We start from the raw sequence: 15524 nt of genomic DNA, 5'->3' as shown, positions 1-15524 counted from the left end.
GTATCGCCGGCCGCCTGTCTGCCCCTACATTCGGGTCATATCCGCTCGGCGAAGGGACGGGACGGCATGGCCACGAGGCTGGATGAGACGGTCGCCCGGAGGCTGCACGAGACCCTGCGTGTCGTATGTGACCGGATCGGTGCCGACGCGGCCCGGGCGGAACCGGTCAAATACACGATCAACGCGGTCTACCGGGTACCGCCGTTCGTGATCCGGATGAACGCCAGCCCCGCGACCGCGGAACGGACCGTGTCCCACGCGACGGCGCTGGCCGCTGTCGACGCGCCGACGATCCGGCTGGCCGACGTGGGTCCGCAACCGATCGTCGCCGGTGGATGGGCGGCGACGGTGTGGCTCGACGTACCCACCACCGGCCGGACACCAGAACCGGTCGACCTCGCCGGACCGGTGCGGACGATCCACCGGCTGGAGACGCTGGACGCGGACCTCCCGCCGTGGGAGCCGGTCGCCAAGGCCCGGCGCCGGATCGACCGCGCGGTCGGTGCCGACTGGATGCGCCCCTGGTGCCGCGACGAGGTCGGCCTGGACCTCGACGACCTCGTCGCCGCCCTGCGCGAACGGTGCGACGCCGTGGAGCGGGCGCTGGCAGACGTCGCCTGGCACCTGCCGGCCGGGGTCCTCCACGGCGACGTCCACACCGGGAACCTGCTGCTCGCCACGAGCGGCGAGGCCCTGCTGTGCGACCTCGACAGCGTCTGCGCCGGTCCCCGCGAATGGGACCTCACCCCGCCGGCACACGGCACCGAGCGGATGGGCCGACCCCGCGCGGCCTACGCCGCCTTCGCCGACGCCTACGGCTTCGACGTCACGGCCTGGCCCGGCTGGCCGGCGCTGCGTGCCGTGCGCGACCTGCAGATGGCCACCAGCACGTTCGGCGCCTTCGACGGCCGCGCCGACGTGGCCCAGCAGTTGGCCCACCGCGTCCGCACCCTCCTCGCCGGCGACGACGACGCCGTCTGGACCCGCTACACCTGAACCGGTCAGTGGCCGACCGCCTACCGCCCTCACGGAGCTGACCCCCGCGACCGAGAAGCTGCTCGTCGGCCTCGTCCGGAGGGCGGCGGCAGCCTGATTCTGTGCGGATTCGGTGAAGGTAGGAACCGAAGCGGGGTAGCGCCGCGTCTTTACGGCTGTAGCGCGCACAGCCCGGCCGCGGAGGTCCCACATGATCGCTCACGATCTGGGTGTCGACGCCCAGGGCCTCACCCGGCGGTTCGGAAACGTCGAGGCGGTCCGTGGGCTGAGCCTCACCGCGCCCTACGGCGAGGTCACGGCCCTGGTCGGGCCGAACGGCGCCGGCAAGACCACGCTGCTGCTGATGCTCGCGACCCTGCTGGCGCCCGACTCGGGCCACGTCCGGGTGGCCGGGCTCGACCCGGTCGCCGACCCCGTGGGCGTGCGGGCCCGGATGGGCTGGATGCCCGACGCGTTCGGGGTCTACGACCAGCTGACCGCCTGGGAGTACCTGAAGTTCTTCGCCGACGCGTACCGGCTGCCCGACACGGTCGGCCGGGCGCGGGTCGCCGAGACGCTGGGCGTCACCCACCTGGAGGACTACGCGGGGCGTCCCGTGCACGTGCTCAGCCGCGGGCAGAAACAGCGGCTCGCGCTGGGCCGCGCGATGCTGCACGACCCGGCCGTCCTGCTGCTCGACGAACCGGCGTCGGGTCTCGACCCCCGGTCGCGCATCGAGCTTCGTGACGTTCTGCGCGGACTCGCCGCGAAGGGAGCGGCCGTGCTGGTGTCGAGCCACATCCTCACCGAGCTCGAGGAGATCGCCGACCGGGTCGTGTTCATCACGGGTGGACGCGACGCGGGGCAGCACGACATGCGCGTGCTCGTCCGCGCGAGCGCGGTCACGTGGCGGGTGCGCGCCATCGACGACGAGGCGCTCCGCGCGGCCCTGCACCGCCGGGGCGTCGAGGCGGGCGACGCGACCACCGGCGGCATCGAGCTGCCGCTGATGACCGAGGACGCGGCGGCCGACCTGCTCGCCGGCCTGATCGCCGACGGGGTGCGGGTGGTCGCGTACGGACCCATCGGCAGCCAGCTGGAGAACGCCTACCTGGCGCTCACCGAGGACCGGTTCTGAAACGGGAGGCACGATGAGCAGACACGGGGTGGCGCTGGTCTTCCGGCAGGAGTTCCTGGTGCGGTACCGCACCGGCCGGTGGCGCTGGCTGATGGCCGCGTGGGTCGGCGTCGTGTTCCTGTTCACGGTGCTGTTCGAGGCCGGGTTCTCGTCGTCGTTCTCGTCGTACCGGGGCAGTCTCGCCTGGGCGGGCGAGCGGTGGCAGGGCATCCCGCTGTTCGGCGCGCTGATGCTGTTCGTGCTCGCGCTCGCGCTCATCATCAGCCCGGCGCTCACCGCGCAGTCCATCAACGGCGACCGGGAACGCGGCACGCTCGCCACGTTGCAGATCACCCGGCTGGCCGCGGGGGACATCGCGGTCGGCAAGCTGCTCGCCGGGTGGGCCGTCGGGGTCGGCGCGCTGGCGTTGACGTTGCCGTTCGTCGGCTGGTCGATCCTGCGCGGCGGGGTGGGCATCTGGCGGGCGGCCGTGGTGCTGTTCGTGGTGGCCCTGCTGGTCGGGGTGGTCTGTGCCGTGTCGCAGGCGCTGTCGGCGATGCTGGCCCGCAGCATCACCTCGGCGCTGCTGTCGTACGTCACGGTGTTCGCGTTGAGCCTCGGCACGCTGCTCGCGTTCGTGCTGGCGCTCCCGCTGTCGGGCGGCGGGTACTACGGCGACCGCGAGGACCGGGTCTGGTGGCTCGTCGCCCCGAACCCGTTCGTGGTGCTGGCCGACTCCGCGCCGCAGGTGCCGATGAAGCGTGACCCGAAGACCGGCGACCTGGAGGCGCCGCCCGTCGGCGACCCGCTCGGCGAGATCGGCCGCGACGTGCGCCGGATGCGCTTCTCGCCCGAGGAGGAGCGGGCCTACTACGACAGCTACGACGGCAGCGGCGACTGGCCGACGTCGCCGGTGTGGCCGTACGGCCTCGCGTTCAACCTGCTGCTCGGCGCCGGATCGGTCATGATCACCGTCCGTCGGCTGCAGACCCCGGTGCGGGAGCTGACGAAGGGCACCCGCATCGCCTGACCGGCGGCCGCTACCGGGACGACCTGGCCGGGCGGACCGCCCGGCCACGGCGGCGACCGGGGCGCACGTTCGGCGCCCCGAACGACGTCGGTGCGCCGGTGCGCGCGATCTCGTCGGCGGCGGTGGCGATCAGCGCCCGTGACGCCGCGAGCCCCCGCACGGAGACCGCGTACCGGAACCGCGTGCCGTCGGAGTCGCGCCGGCGGGCGACGACCGTCCACGGCACCGGCAGGGCGAGGCGCGCGAGCACGAGCAGCGGCAGCACCGCGAGCACCGCCAGCCACTCCAGCAGCAGGAGCAGGAGCACGGCCAGGATCGGGAACAGGAAGAGCAGGAACACCACCAGCAGCACCGGGTGCTCGACCACCTCCAGGAACTCCAGCGCGCCGTCGTTGAACCTGCTGACGCGGGCGCGCTTGCGCGGCTTCCACGGCAGCCAGCGCCGGCCCACCCACCAGGTCCGCCCGGACGGATCGTCGACACGCATGCCGCCATTGTGCGGGGCCGCATCAAAGCGCCGCGCAACTCCGCTGTTGACGGTACTTCGCATAGCGAGCTAGTGTGCGGTGCGTGGACGTCACCCAGCTGCTCAAGGGCGTGCTCGACCTGGCCGTGCTCGCCGCGCTGCGGCACGACGACGGGTACGGATACGACATCCTGCGCCGGCTCCGCACGGCCGGCCTCGAGGACGTCGGTGACGCGTCGGTCTACGGCACGCTGCGTCGCCTGTTCCAGGCCGGATACCTCACCACGTACGTGGTGCCGAGCGACGAGGGTCCACACCGCAAGTACTACGCCCTCAACGCCGCCGGCCGGGCGCACCTCGACCGGTCGGGCAAGGTGTGGCGCGGCTTCGTGTCCACAATGGACCAACTCCTCGACGGGACCTCCGCATGAACGTCAGCACCGCCGAGATCGACCGTTACTTCGCCGGCGTGTCGGCCGCTCTCGCCGACCTTCCCGAGCAGGTACGGCAGGAGCTGCTCGAAGACCTGCCCGACCACCTCGCCGAGATCGCCGCCGACGATCCGGTGTCGCTCGACGACCGGCTCGGCCCACCGGCCGCGTACGCGGCAGAGCTGCGGGCGGCCGCGGGCCTCGATGTCACGGCGCCGAAGCGACGGGCGAGCCGGCTCGACGCGGCGATGGCGGCGCTGCGGCCACATCTGCGGACGTTCGACGAGCAGGTGGGCCAGCTGATCGGGTACGACAGCCTGGTCGAGTTCCTCGTGCAGCTGCGGCCGGCGTGGTGGGTGCTCCGCGGCTACCTGGTCGCGCTGGTCGTGCTGAACCTGTTCATGGGTGGCGCGGGCATCGTGCCGCATGACGGCGCCGCCGGGATGACCGGGTGGGCGGTGGTGCTGCTCCTGGTCATGGTGTCGATCCGGTACGGCCGGCGGCCGCCGCGGCTGACGCGCCGGATCCGGCCGGCGTGGCTCGCGGCGGCGGGCGTCGCCCTGCTCGTGGTCGGGTTGGGCTTCATGTACTTCGATGACGGCGACTACTACTACACGCCGCCCAGCTACCAGGACTCCGGCGCGGTCTACGACGGTGGGCAGGAGGTGTACGTCTACACCCCGGACGGGCGGCCGGTCACGAACGTGCGCGTCTACGACCGCGGCGGGAATCCGGTGCCGATCGGGGTACCGATGGGCTGCGAACGGACCGACGTCTACGTCGAACGGCGCGGCTGCCTTCCCGAGGAGGTACTCCCGGCGACTCCGGACGGAGGCGCCGGGCAGGGCGGAGACGTTGTCAGCCCCAGTGTCAGCCCCGTCCCCAGCCCCAGCCCCAGCGCCTCGTAGCGTCGTCACGGCTGGATCGGCATGCTCCAGCAGTTCGACAGCGTCCACCGGCCGGCCAGCCGGTCGACGAGCCAGCTGATCGCCGGCTCCTGGTCGGTCAGGAGGGGCGCGAAGTGGTTCAGCAGCGCGCGTCCCAGTTCCGGCAGGATCACCGCCTCGTAGGTGACGTCGCCGCCGAGACGGCACCAGTCGACGGCCAGCGTGCGCGCCTGCCGGTGCGGCACCAGGTTGTCGGTGACACCGGTGGCGATGCGTACCGGTCCCGCCGGTCTGCCGGTCCCGATGCGTTGTTTCGCGAAGACGGCCCGCACCACCGGTTCCGACCGTGCCACGTCGATCAGCGAGCGACCGTCGACGGTCCAGGCGGTGCTACGGGTGGAGCCGTACGCGAAGATGGCGTCGCCGACGCACATCGTCGCGAGCCGGGCGAGCGCCGTGCGGCCGGCCGCGTTCAGGTGCCGGTCGAGCACCGGGCGCAGGGCGGGTTCGGACTGCAGGAAGCCGTTCACCGCGAAACCCAGCGCGCCCGCGAGGTCGGTGCCGTCGATCCCGGCCGTCACCTCGGCGAGGTCGGCCGGCGGCGCACCGGCGTACGTGCCGGCCAACCGGACGTCGGGTGCGTAGCCGGGCTGCAGTTCGGCCGCCGCGGCTGTCGCGCCGCCGCCCTGGCTGTAGCCGTACAGACCCACCGGCGAGCGGGCGGTCAGCGACGTGTCCGGCAGCGCGCGGGCCGCGCGTACCGCGTCCAGTAACGCTCGTCCACCATCGATGCGGTTGACGTACGTGTGCATCAGGTTCGGGGTACCGAGACCGACGTAGTCGGTGACCACGACCGCGACCCCGCGCACCAGCAACCGGTAGATGGCGAGGATCTCGTAGCCGACCGACACCGTGTCGGGCGTCAGGACGATCGGGTACTGCAGGCCGAGCGACGCGGAGCAGTGGTCGCCCTGCCCGAGCGTCCCGGGGGCGACCGCGACCAGCGGCCGGGCGCCCCCGCCCCACCACGGTGCCGTGGGTTCGATGTAGGCGCCGGTCACGGCGACGGCCGCGCCTGTGGAGTCGGTCGAGCGGTACATCAGGCGGGTCGCCCGGCCCGGCAGCGGACCGGTGATCCCGGGCAGGCTCAGCGCCAGCGGGAGCGGTTCGGTGCGCACCAGCGCGCCGTTCGCCGCGGGCAGGGTGGTCGGTGGCGTGTAGAAGGCGGGCGGGGTAGGGGCGGCGTGGGCGGGTGCGGCAACGCCGACGGTCGCGGTGAGGACGAGGGCGGCGGCGGCTAGGCAGGCGCGGAACATGTGGCCTCCCGGAGGTGCCTGAGCAGCGCATTGGCGCGACTCAATGCGGTACCGCACCGTACCGCTCGCTCGTTACCGGTGGGTAGCTTGCCTCAGGTCACGGTTTTGTAACGGACACGTTCGGCGTCGGGCGCGCCGAGCTGGGTGTATATCGCCAGGGCGCGGCGGCGGTGCTCGTCACGGAACGGCGAGTCGTCGTTGATGCTCCGTGCCAACCCTTCGTGGGCCCTGGCCTGCTGGAAGGAGTTGCCGGTGTCGACGGCCAGTTCCAGCGCCTCCCGGTAGTGCCGGTGCGCCTGCCCGTCCGGCCCGACGGCCGCCAGGGTGTCGGCGAGGTCGTTGAGCGCCTCCGACTCGCCGCTGCGGTCGCCGCACAGGCGGAACGACTCGAGCGCCCGGTCGTGGTACTCCAACGCGCGCCGCGGGTTGCCGAGCGTGCGGTGGACGATCGCGAGGTTGGTCAGCGTCTGGCCGGTGTGGCTGTCGCCGACCGTGTCGCGCAGCACCAGCGACCGCTCCAGGTGGCCGCGCGCCTCCCGGCACCGGCCGGCCTGGATGAGCACGTACCCGAGGTTGGTCAGCGTGGCGGCGACCCCGCCCGGATCGTCGACCTCCTGGTAGCGGTCGAGGGCGCTGCGGAACAGCTCGGCCGCGGTCTCCGCCCGTCCCGACCGGAAGTGCGCGATCGCCGCGCTGCTCAACGCGTTGGCCTCCATGCGACGGTCGGACAGCTCCCGGGCCAGCGCGATGCTCCCGTCGAGGTGGCGCAGCGCGTCGGCGTACCGGCCCTGCCGCTGGCTGATGCTGCCCAGGAGGCGCAGCGTCGCGGCCTGGCCGTTGACGTTGCCGATGTCGCGGTGGATCGCCAGGGCCCGCTCGCACAGCTCGGTCGCCTCCGCGTACCGCGCCGTCACCCAGCCCACGGTGCCGAGCTCGGCCAACGTGATGGCCTCGCCCAACCGGTCGCCCGAGCGGCGCGCGGCCGCGAGCGCGGTGTCGTGGGTCGCGGCCCAGTCGTCGAAGTACGAGCGCAGCATGTAGAACGGCGACATCGCCTGGGCCAACCGCCAGCACCGGGTGTCGCGGCCGTATTCGTGGGCCATGCGTACGGCGTCGGCGATCGTCGCGCGTTCGGTCTCCAGCCAGGTGCGGGCGGCGCCGGCGCTGGCCGTGTCGGGCAGCAGGTCCGGCCGTCGCACCGACTCGACGGCGATGCGGTGCCGTAGCGGCGCGACCCGGTCGACCGCCGGCATCGCGGCGGTGAAGAGGTGGTCGAGCACGCGGTCCAACGCGGCGGTGCGGTCGGCCGCGGAGTCCTCGCGCTCGGCCGTCTCGCGGGCGAACTGCCGGGTGAGGTCGTGCAGGTGGTACCGGTCGGGCACGCGCTGCTCCACCAGGTGCGCGTCGACCAGCCGCTGCAGGAGGTCCTCGGCGTCGTCGCCGTCGAGGTCGGCGGCCGCGGCGATGGTGCGCCGGTGGAAGTCGTCGCCGGGAACGACGGCGAGGAGCCGGAACAGCCAGCGTTCGGCGTCGGGCAGCGGCTCGTACGACAGCGCCAGCGCGCTGGCCACGCTGCGGTCCTCGGCCGACAGCTCGGTGAGCCGGCGGTGCCGGTCGGAGAGCCGGCTGGCGAGGTGCTCCACCGTCCATGATGGACGGTGCCGAAGCCGCGCGCCGGCGAGCTGGATGGCCAGCGGCAGGTATCCGCACAGGCGCACGACGTCGGCCACGGCCACCGGCTCCGCGGCTGCCCGGTCGCCACCGAGCACCGTGCTGAACAGCGTGGCCGCCGCGTCGGGCGACAGCTCCTCCAGGCAGATGCTGGTGACCCGGTCGAGCCCGGTCAACCGGCGCCGGCTGGTGACGATCGTCGCGCAGCCGGGTGCCGTCGTCAGCAGCGGCCGTACCTGCGCCGCCGAGGCGGCGTTGTCGAGGACGAGCAGCAGCCGCCGGCCGGCCAACCGGGCCCGCCACCGCGCCACCCGTTCCTCGAACTGGTCGGGCACCAGCTCCGCGGGTACGCCGTCGGCCCGCAGCAGCGCGCCCAGCGCCTGCCGGGGGTCCAGCGGCTCCTGCCCGACGCTGTGCGCCCGCAGGTCGAGGAAGATGCGCCCGTCGGGGTAGTCGCCGGCGAGGCGGTGCGCGGCGTGCACGGCGAGCGTGGTCTTGCCGACCCCGCCCATCCCGTCGACGGTGACCACCACCGGCTGGTCGGCGGTGCGGGTGGCGGCCAGCACGAGCGCCAGGTCGGCGTCGCGTCCGGTGAGGTCGTGCACGTCGGGCGGCAGGTCGTTGCGGTAGACCGGTTCCGGCCCGTCGTCGGCCGGCTTGGGGCTGCCGGCGACCGGCTCCTGGCCGGCGGCCGGTTTCGGGTTACCGGCGGCCGGCTCCGGCTCCGGCGTGCCGAGGGCCGGGTCGCGGTTGAGCACCGACTGCTCCAGCGCCCGCAGCTCCTCGCCGGGCTCGACGCCGATCTCGTCGTGGAGCAGCTGCCGGCCCTCGCGGTACACCGCCAGCGCCTCTGTCTGCCGACCGGTGCGGTACAGCGCGAGCATCAGCTGGCCGCGGAGGTCCTCCCGGTACGGGTGTTCGGCCACCAGCGCGGTGAGCTCGGGCACCAGCCGCTGCTCCCGGCCCAGGCGCAGGTCGAGTTCGATGCGACTGGTGAGGGCCTGGAACCGCAGCTCGTCGAGCCGGCCCGCCTCGGCGACCATCCGGGGCGCGTCGAGGTCGGGCAGGGCCGGCCCGCGCCACAGGTCCAGCGCCTCGTGGATGCGGTCACTGGCGGCGGCGGGGTTTCCGGCGGCGTCGTGGGCGCGGGCGATGCCCAGCAGCCGCTCGAACACCTCGAGGTCGAGCTCGTCGGGGGCGACCTCGAGCAGGTACCCGGGCGGCGCGGTGCGCAGGGCCGCACCGGCCTCGCCGAGCAGGCCCCGCAGCCGGAAGACCACGCCGTGGGTCTGTTCCCGCGCGGTGGCCGGCGGCTGCTCCCAGCACGCGGCGATCAGCTCGTCGATCGGCACGACCCGGTTCGCGTTCAGCAGCAGCAGCGACAGGACCGCGCGTTGCCGGCGGCTGCGCGGACGCACACGCTCCGTTCCCAGGCCCACCTCCAGCGGACCGAGCACCCCGTAACGAACGCGGACCATGACCCCCTGCTGACGCCAACCGACCCTGCAAGCTACCAATTCGGGCTCCGGCGCGCTGACCGGACGATCCGGTCGGAGCTCAGCGCTGGTCGGTCACGCGCCCGAGAAGTGCGGCGCGGGTCAGCTCGGCCTTGTTGCCGGCGCCGAGCTTGGCCCGGATCCGCTTCACGTACGTGTCGACGGTGTGGCGGCTGATCCCCAGCCGGGTGGCGATCTGGCTGTGCGTCAGGCCCTGCGAGATCTGCCGCAGCACCTGCTCCTCCCGTTCCGACAGCGCTGACCGTTCCGACACGGCTGACCGTTCCGACACGGCTGACCGTTCCGACACGGCTGACCGTTCCGACACGGCTGACCGTTCCGACACGGTCGACCGCTCCGACAGGGCCGACCCCGACCGGTCGGAGCCGGTGCGGGTGGGCGCCACGTTGAGGGGCCACGCCGACGGAGCCGGGCGCCGGGACCCGGGTGCGACCACCATGCGGATCGCGGCGACGATGTCCGGTGCGGCGGTCCGCTTGCTCAACACGGCGGCGGCACCCGCCCGGCGGTAGCGCTGCGGGTCGGTGACCGGTCCGGCGCACATGACCAGCACCGCCGCCAGCTGCGCGCACTGCCGCACGAACCGCACCTCGTCGACCTCGGCCAGCACGTCCGGGTCGACCAGGATCGCGTCGGCCAGCCAGGACACGGGCTCGTGCGGAGACGTCCTGGCTCCCACGACCCGGATCCCGTCGGCCTCGAGCACCTGCGTCAGACCGACGAGGAACACGGGCGAACTGTCGATGATGTCTACGCGGATCACGGTTCCCCCATGGGACGCCAGCCTGCCGGTGGCGGCTTTCAGCGGCCTTCCATCCGCCTTTCAAGAGGCGCTTTCAGGAGACGCCTTCAGGAGGAGCTTCCAAGCGGCGCTGTCAACGGCGGGGCGCCGCGTCGCGCAGATAGAGCGTCGGTGACCGGGCCGCGCGCTACACGTCCCGGGAAAGGGCGACACCGTCCGGCCTGCCAGGATGATGTTGGACAGGACGAGGACCCCGAGAGGTGGGAGAGCACATGCTGGTCGACTGGCCGGAGGAGGAGCTGCGGCGGTACCTGCCGGAGCGCGACGAACCGGACGACTTCGACGAGTTCTGGACCGCGACGCTGGACCAGGCGCGCGAACGGGCGACCCCGGCCCGGTTCGTGCCCTACGACGCGGGACTCGCGACGGTCGACGTGCACGACGTCACCTTCAGCGGGTTCGACGGGCAGCCGGTGCGCGGCTGGTTCCTGGTGCCGCGGGACGCGAGCGGGCCGTTGCCCTGCGTGGTCGAGTACATCGGGTACGGCGGCGGCCGCGGGCTGGCCCACGAGCGGCTGTTCTGGAGCGCGGCGGGCTACGCGCACTTCGTCATGGACACCCGCGGACAGGGCAGCGCCGGCTCGTCGGTGGCCGACACCCCCGACCCCGACTCCGCCGGCACGCCGCAGACCCCCGGCTTCATGACCCGTGGCGTCACCGACCCGCAGACCTACTACTACCGCCGGGTGTTCACCGACGCGGTGCGGGCCGTCGAGGCCGTGCGCGAGCACCCGGTGGTCGACGCGACGAAGGTGGTCGTAGCCGGCGGCAGCCAGGGCGGTGGCATCACGCTCGCGGCGGCCGGCCTGGCCGACGGGCTCGCCGCGGCGCTGCCCGACGTGCCGTTCCTGTGCCACTACCGGCGGGCGACGGCCATCACCGACGCGTACCCGTACCAGGAGCTGGTCACGTTCTGCCGGACGCACCGGAGCCAGGCCGACCGCGTCTTCTCGACGTTGCGCTACTTCGACGGCGTGAACTTCGCGGCGCGCGCGACCGCGCCGACCCTGTTCTCGGTGGCGTTGATGGACGCCGTCTGTCCACCCTCGACGGTCTTCGCCGCGTTCAACCACTACGCGGGGGAGCGCAAGGACATCACGGTCTGGCCGTTCAACGGCCACGAGGGTGGCGCGGGCTTCAACCAGGGGGTGCAGCGGGCGTATCTGGCGTCACTCCTCGACGCCTGAGGTTGCGCTCCTGACATCGATAGGCTTTGCTTGGCGCGATCATCTTCCGCAGACGCACGGGGGCGTTGTGCAAAGAGATGCCTGTGCATGCCCTCGTGCTCTCGTGCATGAGAGGGCCTTCATGAGAAGACGTGTGCTGGCTGCAGCGCTCGGAGCCGGACTGGCGATGGTGGCGGTGCTGCCGACGGCGGCGGCGGCCGACGCGGGGGGCGCCCGCCCACCCGCCACGCTCGTCGTTCCCGGGAACAACTACCACCCGGAGAGCATCACCGCCGCCGCCAACGGCGACCTGTACGTCGCGAGCATCACCACCGGCGAGGTGGTCCGTTTCCGGGCCGGTGTCTGGGCCGCCGAGACGTTCGTTCCGGTCGGGGTCAACCTCGGTACCGCCGGGGTGCTCGTCGACGACGTGCGCAGGGTGCTGTGGACGTGCGACATCGACCTGAGCTTCCAGCAGCCGACGAAGCTCAAGGCGTTCAACCTGCGCACCGGTGCGGCCGTCGCCTCCTACACGGTGCCCGACCGCGGCGTGTGCGCCGACATCGTGCTCGTGCGCGGCGACGTGTTCATCACCGACACCGTCGACCCGACGGTGCAGCCGGCCCTGCCCGGTCGCATCCTCAGGCTCACCACGCCGAGCCGCGCGTCGGCGGTGGGCGGCACGCTCAGCGTGTGGTCGGCCGATCCGGCGTTCACCGAGCCGACCGGCGGCCTGCAGATCAACGGCATCGCCTACGACGGCCGCAACGCCGTCTACACCACGAACTACAGCTCCGGGACGCTCGTGCGCGTCGGCATCGCGCCCGACGGCTCCGCCCTTCCGGCAACCAAGGTGACGCTGCCGCGCACCCTGCAGAACCCGGACGGCATCCGGATGCTCGACGCCTACCGCCTGCTGGTGACCGAGAACCCGGGCCCGCTCAGCGTCATCGACGTGCGCACCGGCGCCATCACGCTGGTCGGCACGTTCGACCAGCCGACCTCGGTCGTGCGCTCGGGCGGGTCGCTGTTCGTGGCCGAGGGCCAGGTGCTGCGCCTGCAGCAGGGCCAGCCGCCGAACCTGCCGTTCAAGGTGCAGCGGATTCCGGCGCCGCTCGGCTGGTAGCTCAGGTGACCACGTCGGAGATCGCGTACATCTTCCAGCCGCCGTCGGTGCGGGTGAACGCGTAGAACGCCGACACGGTCTCGATGAGCGAGCCGTCGGCGCGCACGCGCCGACCCTGGTAGAGCACGACGTGCGCCTTGGTGGGGGAGACCGCGACGACCTCGTACCGGCTGTCGACGGTGGTGTGCCAGCCCTTGGCGGCCATGAGGCCGGCCGGGTCGATCGGGAAGCGGTCGAACATCACGACCCGGCCGTCGCCGATGTGTGCCAGCGGGTAGGACACCACCTCGTCGATGCCGGCGAGGTCGTTGCCGGTGAACGAGGAGAGGTACTTCTCGTACGCCGCGCGCACGTCGTCTGCGTCGGTCATGGCTGAACGCTACCGAAGGTGTGGGCATGGAAATGGCCCGCGTTGCCGCGGGCCATTTCCATCGCCAGGTGTCAGCCGATCTGCGGCCGGCGGCGCCTCGCGGCGTGAGCGGTGAGGCCGGCGCCCATGCCCACCAGGGCGAGGCCGACGAGCGCGATGAGCACCACCGGCACACCGGTGACCGCGAGCCCGCCACCGCTTCCAGCGCCGCCGCTCACGGCGACCTGGATCGCGAGCTTCATCGAGCGCGGCGACCCGTCGGGCGCGACGCCCTGCGCCACGGCGGTGTGCGCGCCGGCGGCGAGGTTGCGGGGCACCGTGATCGGCTTGCTGAAGTTGCCGAGCGCGTCGGTCACCGCGGTGCCGAGCACGATCGGGTCGGAGTAGATCGAGATGACGACCGTGGAGTACGGCGCGAAACCGGTGCCGATGAACACGATCTGCTCGCCGGGATCGGCCTCGGTGATGATGCCCTGGTCGGTGGTGAGCGTCAGGTCCGTGTCGGGCACGGTCGCCGGCGGCTGCGGCGCCGTCGGGGTCGCCTGGTTCGAGGCGGGGGACGCGGGTGAGGCCGCCTCGCCGACGAGAGCCTGCACGGTGACCGTGTAGGTGGTGCCGGCGGTGCCACCGAGAACGCACGTCGTCGCACCGGTGGTGGTGCAGGTGGCCTGACCGGGCGACGCGCTGACGCGGTAGCCGGTGATCCCGGTGCTGTCCTGCGGCGCCGACCACGTCGCGGTCAGCGACGAGACGCCGGCGGTGAGCGTCGGCGCCGACGGCGGCGGCGGAACGACGACGATCGAGCGCTGCACGGGAGTGGCGGCGTTGTAGGTCTGGTTTCCGCTCTGCGCCGCGGTGACCTGGCAGGTGCCGACACCGACGAGCGTCAGCGTGCTGTCGGAGACCGTGCACACGCTCTCCGGCGTGGCGCTGAAGCCCACCGGCTGCTGGGAACTGGCGGTCGCGGTCAGCGCGTACGTGCCGGACGACAGCGGCACCGACGCCGCCGGCGTGAACGTGACGGTCTGGGCCAGCTTCGTCACCACGAGCGTGGGACCGCAGCCCTCGCTGGCCATGCCGGGAACGCCGTCCATGCAGCCGGACATCAGATCGGGGTCGGCGTTCGTCACGTTGCTGAAGTCGTAGTCGCCGATCTGGTAGCTGCCGCCGTTGGTGGCGCTCACCGGAACCTGCACGTGGCACTCGTCGGTGGCCTCGACGGTGACGCCGGACAGGGCCACGGTTGCGCCGCCCTGCGCGGCGGCCAGCTGACCCCCGCAGGTGTTCGCGGGTTGGCCCGCCGCGATGGTCAGTCCGGTCGGGAGCGCGAGCTCGTAGCCGACACCCTTCTCGTACGAGTCGGGGTTCTCGTCGGTCCGCTTGAGGCTCACCCGCAGGTTCGACACGGCCATCGCCGGAACGGTGGTCGGATCGAAGGACGCGTGAATGCGCGGCATCGCTCCGGTGACGGTCAGCTCCTGCGGGGTGACGGTGTTCAGCAGCCCACCGGTGAGCCCGCTGATGCTGGCGCTGGTGACCCCGTAGATTCCCGACATGCTCGACGTGACCGCCACGTCGAGCGCGCACTCGGCGTTCTCGCTGATGATGGACGCGCCGCTCAGGGTGATCGTGGAGCCGCCCTCCTGGAGCGTCACGTTGCCCATGCAGTAGAGGTTGACGTTGGTGTCGGCGACCACGAGCCCGTCGGGCAGCGTCACCGTGTAGCCGAGGCCGGTGACCTCGGAGCCGGGGGTGCGCTTCATCAGCAGCTTGATGGCCGACCAGTCGTGGTCCTCCATCGTCTCGTCGCGGAACGCGGCGGTCAGCTTCACGCCGTCGGGTTCCGGTGCGGCGACGGCCTTCTCGTACGGCTGGCTGACGAACATTCCGGGGCCGCCCTCGGTGACGGCCTCGACCGTGAAGGTGTAGCCACCCGCTTCCATGCCCTCGATGGTGCAGCTGGTCGCGCCCCAGTCGTTCACGGCCGTTTCGCAGGTCTTGCCGCCCGGGCTCGCCGTGACGACGTAGTTGTTGAACCACGGCTGGTACTCCTGCAGCCACTGGCTCCAGGTCACGGTGACGTCGATGTCGGCGTTCACCGATTCCACCCCGGTGATCACGGGTGGCGCCATGTCCTGGATCGTTGGCGGGTCCTCGACCGCGGCCACCGAAGGCGTCAGGGTCGGCGTCGCTGCCGCGGCCGGAGGTGTGGGCGACGTCGACGGGCTCGGCGTAGGAGATGGCGTCGGTGCGGCGGCCCGGCCGGCCTTGGCCGGCTCGGTCCGCGCCCCGGGCCTGGCGGCCTTCGACGCGTCGTCGCCGGCCTGCTGCTTGTCCTGCTTGTCGTCGGCGGCCTTCGCGGGCTTCTTGTCCGCCCTCTTGTCCGCCTTCTTGTCGGTCTTCTTGTCGGCCTTGGCCTTGTCGGCCTTCTTCTTGTCCGCCTTGGGCGCGGCCGCTTTCGACGGGACCGGCGTGGGCGCGTCCTTCTCGGCGGCGCTGGCCGGTTGGCCCATGCCGGCGACCGCGGCCATCACCGCGACCGTGGCGGCGACCGAGAAGCGCCTCCGCCACGTGGTGGAAGACGGTAGGAACAGCGCCAGCATCCATGACCCCCGTATGGACAGCGTCGTGCCGACCCCGGTGCCGGGAT

Annotated in this window: 13 protein-coding genes; 7 read left to right on the top strand and 6 right to left on the bottom strand. The window is 72.5% G+C overall.

Translation table 11 applies throughout. The annotated features are described in order from the left end of the window. The first annotated feature begins 66 nt into the window (after positions 1 to 66). From Voc01_RS00180 to Voc01_RS00170, 3 genes are all read left to right on the top strand, one after another. Positions 67 to 996 carry a phosphotransferase gene (locus tag Voc01_RS00180; RefSeq protein ID WP_203925134.1) on the top strand — a complete coding sequence of 310 codons (930 nt, stop codon included), beginning with the start codon at positions 67 to 69 and terminating at the stop codon, positions 994 to 996. Positions 997 to 1186: 190 nt separating this feature from the next. Next, positions 1187 to 2113 carry an ABC transporter ATP-binding protein gene (locus Voc01_RS00175; RefSeq protein WP_203925133.1) on the top strand — a complete coding sequence of 309 codons (927 nt, stop codon included), beginning with the start codon at positions 1187 to 1189 and terminating at the stop codon, positions 2111 to 2113. Between the two features lie 13 nt (positions 2114 to 2126). Further along, positions 2127 to 3122, top strand: a complete 996-nt coding sequence (locus Voc01_RS00170) for an ABC transporter permease (protein WP_203925132.1) — start codon at positions 2127 to 2129, stop codon at positions 3120 to 3122. Positions 3123 to 3132: 10 nt separating this feature from the next. On the opposite strand, the gene Voc01_RS00165 is transcribed toward Voc01_RS00170, so the two are convergent. Beyond that, complete coding sequence (locus tag Voc01_RS00165; RefSeq protein ID WP_203925131.1) at positions 3133 to 3609, bottom strand: hypothetical protein; 477 nt, start codon at positions 3607 to 3609, stop codon at positions 3133 to 3135. Between the two features lie 83 nt (positions 3610 to 3692). On the opposite strand from Voc01_RS00165, the gene Voc01_RS00160 reads away from it, so the two are divergent. Both Voc01_RS00160 and Voc01_RS00155 read left to right on the top strand, forming a co-directional pair. Next, complete coding sequence (locus Voc01_RS00160) at positions 3693 to 4019, top strand: PadR family transcriptional regulator (protein WP_203925130.1); 327 nt, start codon at positions 3693 to 3695, stop codon at positions 4017 to 4019. After that, entirely contained in the window at positions 4016 to 4927 is a 912-nt protein-coding gene (locus tag Voc01_RS00155) for a hypothetical protein (protein ID WP_203925129.1), read from the top strand. The genes Voc01_RS00160 and Voc01_RS00155 overlap by 4 nt, the downstream gene beginning before the upstream one ends. A 5-nt stretch (positions 4928 to 4932) precedes the next feature. Here the strand turns inward: Voc01_RS00155 and Voc01_RS00150 are convergent, their stop codons facing one another. The 3 genes from Voc01_RS00150 to Voc01_RS00140 form a co-directional block, all read right to left on the bottom strand. Next, the gene (locus tag Voc01_RS00150; RefSeq protein ID WP_203925128.1) at positions 4933 to 6222 is read right to left on the bottom strand and encodes a lipase family protein; all 1290 of its coding nucleotides are present in this window, start codon (positions 6220 to 6222) and stop codon (positions 4933 to 4935) included. Between the two features lie 92 nt (positions 6223 to 6314). Further along, on the bottom strand, positions 6315 to 9371 hold the full coding sequence (locus tag Voc01_RS00145; RefSeq protein ID WP_203925127.1) for an AfsR/SARP family transcriptional regulator: 3057 nt from the start codon (positions 9369 to 9371) through the stop codon (positions 6315 to 6317). Between the two features lie 79 nt (positions 9372 to 9450). Next, positions 9451 to 10173, bottom strand: coding sequence for a response regulator transcription factor (locus tag Voc01_RS00140; protein WP_203925126.1), 723 nt, complete (start codon positions 10171 to 10173; stop codon positions 9451 to 9453). A 251-nt stretch (positions 10174 to 10424) separates the two neighbouring features. Here Voc01_RS00140 and Voc01_RS00135 point away from each other — a divergent pair, with 251 nt between their 5' ends. Both Voc01_RS00135 and Voc01_RS00130 read left to right on the top strand, forming a co-directional pair. After that, a complete protein-coding gene (locus tag Voc01_RS00135) occupies positions 10425 to 11399 on the top strand; it encodes an acetylxylan esterase (RefSeq protein WP_203925125.1) in 975 nt (324 codons plus the stop codon). A 121-nt stretch (positions 11400 to 11520) separates the two neighbouring features. Further along, positions 11521 to 12504 (top strand): NHL repeat-containing protein, encoded by a 984-nt coding sequence (locus tag Voc01_RS00130; RefSeq protein WP_203925124.1) that lies wholly within the window; start codon positions 11521 to 11523, stop codon positions 12502 to 12504. A gap of 1 nt (position 12505) precedes the next feature. Here Voc01_RS00130 and Voc01_RS00125 read toward each other — a convergent pair whose 3' ends face one another. Both Voc01_RS00125 and Voc01_RS00120 read right to left on the bottom strand, forming a co-directional pair. Further along, positions 12506 to 12874 (bottom strand): hypothetical protein, encoded by a 369-nt coding sequence (locus Voc01_RS00125; protein WP_203925123.1) that lies wholly within the window; start codon positions 12872 to 12874, stop codon positions 12506 to 12508. 71 nt (positions 12875 to 12945) lie between these two features. Next, complete coding sequence (locus Voc01_RS00120; RefSeq protein ID WP_203925122.1) at positions 12946 to 15477, bottom strand: DUF7933 domain-containing protein; 2532 nt, start codon at positions 15475 to 15477, stop codon at positions 12946 to 12948. Between the last annotated feature and the right edge of the window lie 47 nt (positions 15478 to 15524).

The sequence above is a fragment of the Virgisporangium ochraceum genome (assembly GCF_016863655.1).
In the GTDB taxonomy this organism is placed as follows: domain Bacteria; phylum Actinomycetota; class Actinomycetes; order Mycobacteriales; family Micromonosporaceae; genus Virgisporangium; species Virgisporangium ochraceum.
The sequence above is the reverse complement of the archived record's forward strand: the minus strand, read 5'-3'. Positions and strand labels throughout refer to the sequence as shown.

What these genes read in the sequence shown, in the direction of transcription:
- Voc01_RS00180 (WP_203925134.1), top strand. Translation starts at nt 67, where the DNA reads ATGGCCACGAGGCTGGATGAGACGGTCGCCCGGAGGCTGCACGAGACC.
- Voc01_RS00175 (WP_203925133.1), top strand. Translation starts at nt 1,187, where the DNA reads ATGATCGCTCACGATCTGGGTGTCGACGCCCAGGGCCTCACCCGGCGG.
- Voc01_RS00170 (WP_203925132.1), top strand. Translation starts at nt 2,127, where the DNA reads ATGAGCAGACACGGGGTGGCGCTGGTCTTCCGGCAGGAGTTCCTGGTG.
- Voc01_RS00165 (WP_203925131.1), bottom strand. Translation starts at nt 3,609, where the DNA reads ATGCGTGTCGACGATCCGTCCGGGCGGACCTGGTGGGTGGGCCGGCGC.
- Voc01_RS00155 (WP_203925129.1), top strand. Translation starts at nt 4,016, where the DNA reads ATGAACGTCAGCACCGCCGAGATCGACCGTTACTTCGCCGGCGTGTCG.
- Voc01_RS00150 (WP_203925128.1), bottom strand. Translation starts at nt 6,222, where the DNA reads ATGTTCCGCGCCTGCCTAGCCGCCGCCGCCCTCGTCCTCACCGCGACC.
- Voc01_RS00145 (WP_203925127.1), bottom strand. Translation starts at nt 9,371, where the DNA reads ATGGTCCGCGTTCGTTACGGGGTGCTCGGTCCGCTGGAGGTGGGCCTG.
- Voc01_RS00135 (WP_203925125.1), top strand. Translation starts at nt 10,425, where the DNA reads ATGCTGGTCGACTGGCCGGAGGAGGAGCTGCGGCGGTACCTGCCGGAG.
- Voc01_RS00130 (WP_203925124.1), top strand. Translation starts at nt 11,521, where the DNA reads ATGAGAAGACGTGTGCTGGCTGCAGCGCTCGGAGCCGGACTGGCGATG.
- Voc01_RS00125 (WP_203925123.1), bottom strand. Translation starts at nt 12,874, where the DNA reads ATGACCGACGCAGACGACGTGCGCGCGGCGTACGAGAAGTACCTCTCC.
- Voc01_RS00120 (WP_203925122.1), bottom strand. Translation starts at nt 15,477, where the DNA reads ATGCTGGCGCTGTTCCTACCGTCTTCCACCACGTGGCGGAGGCGCTTC.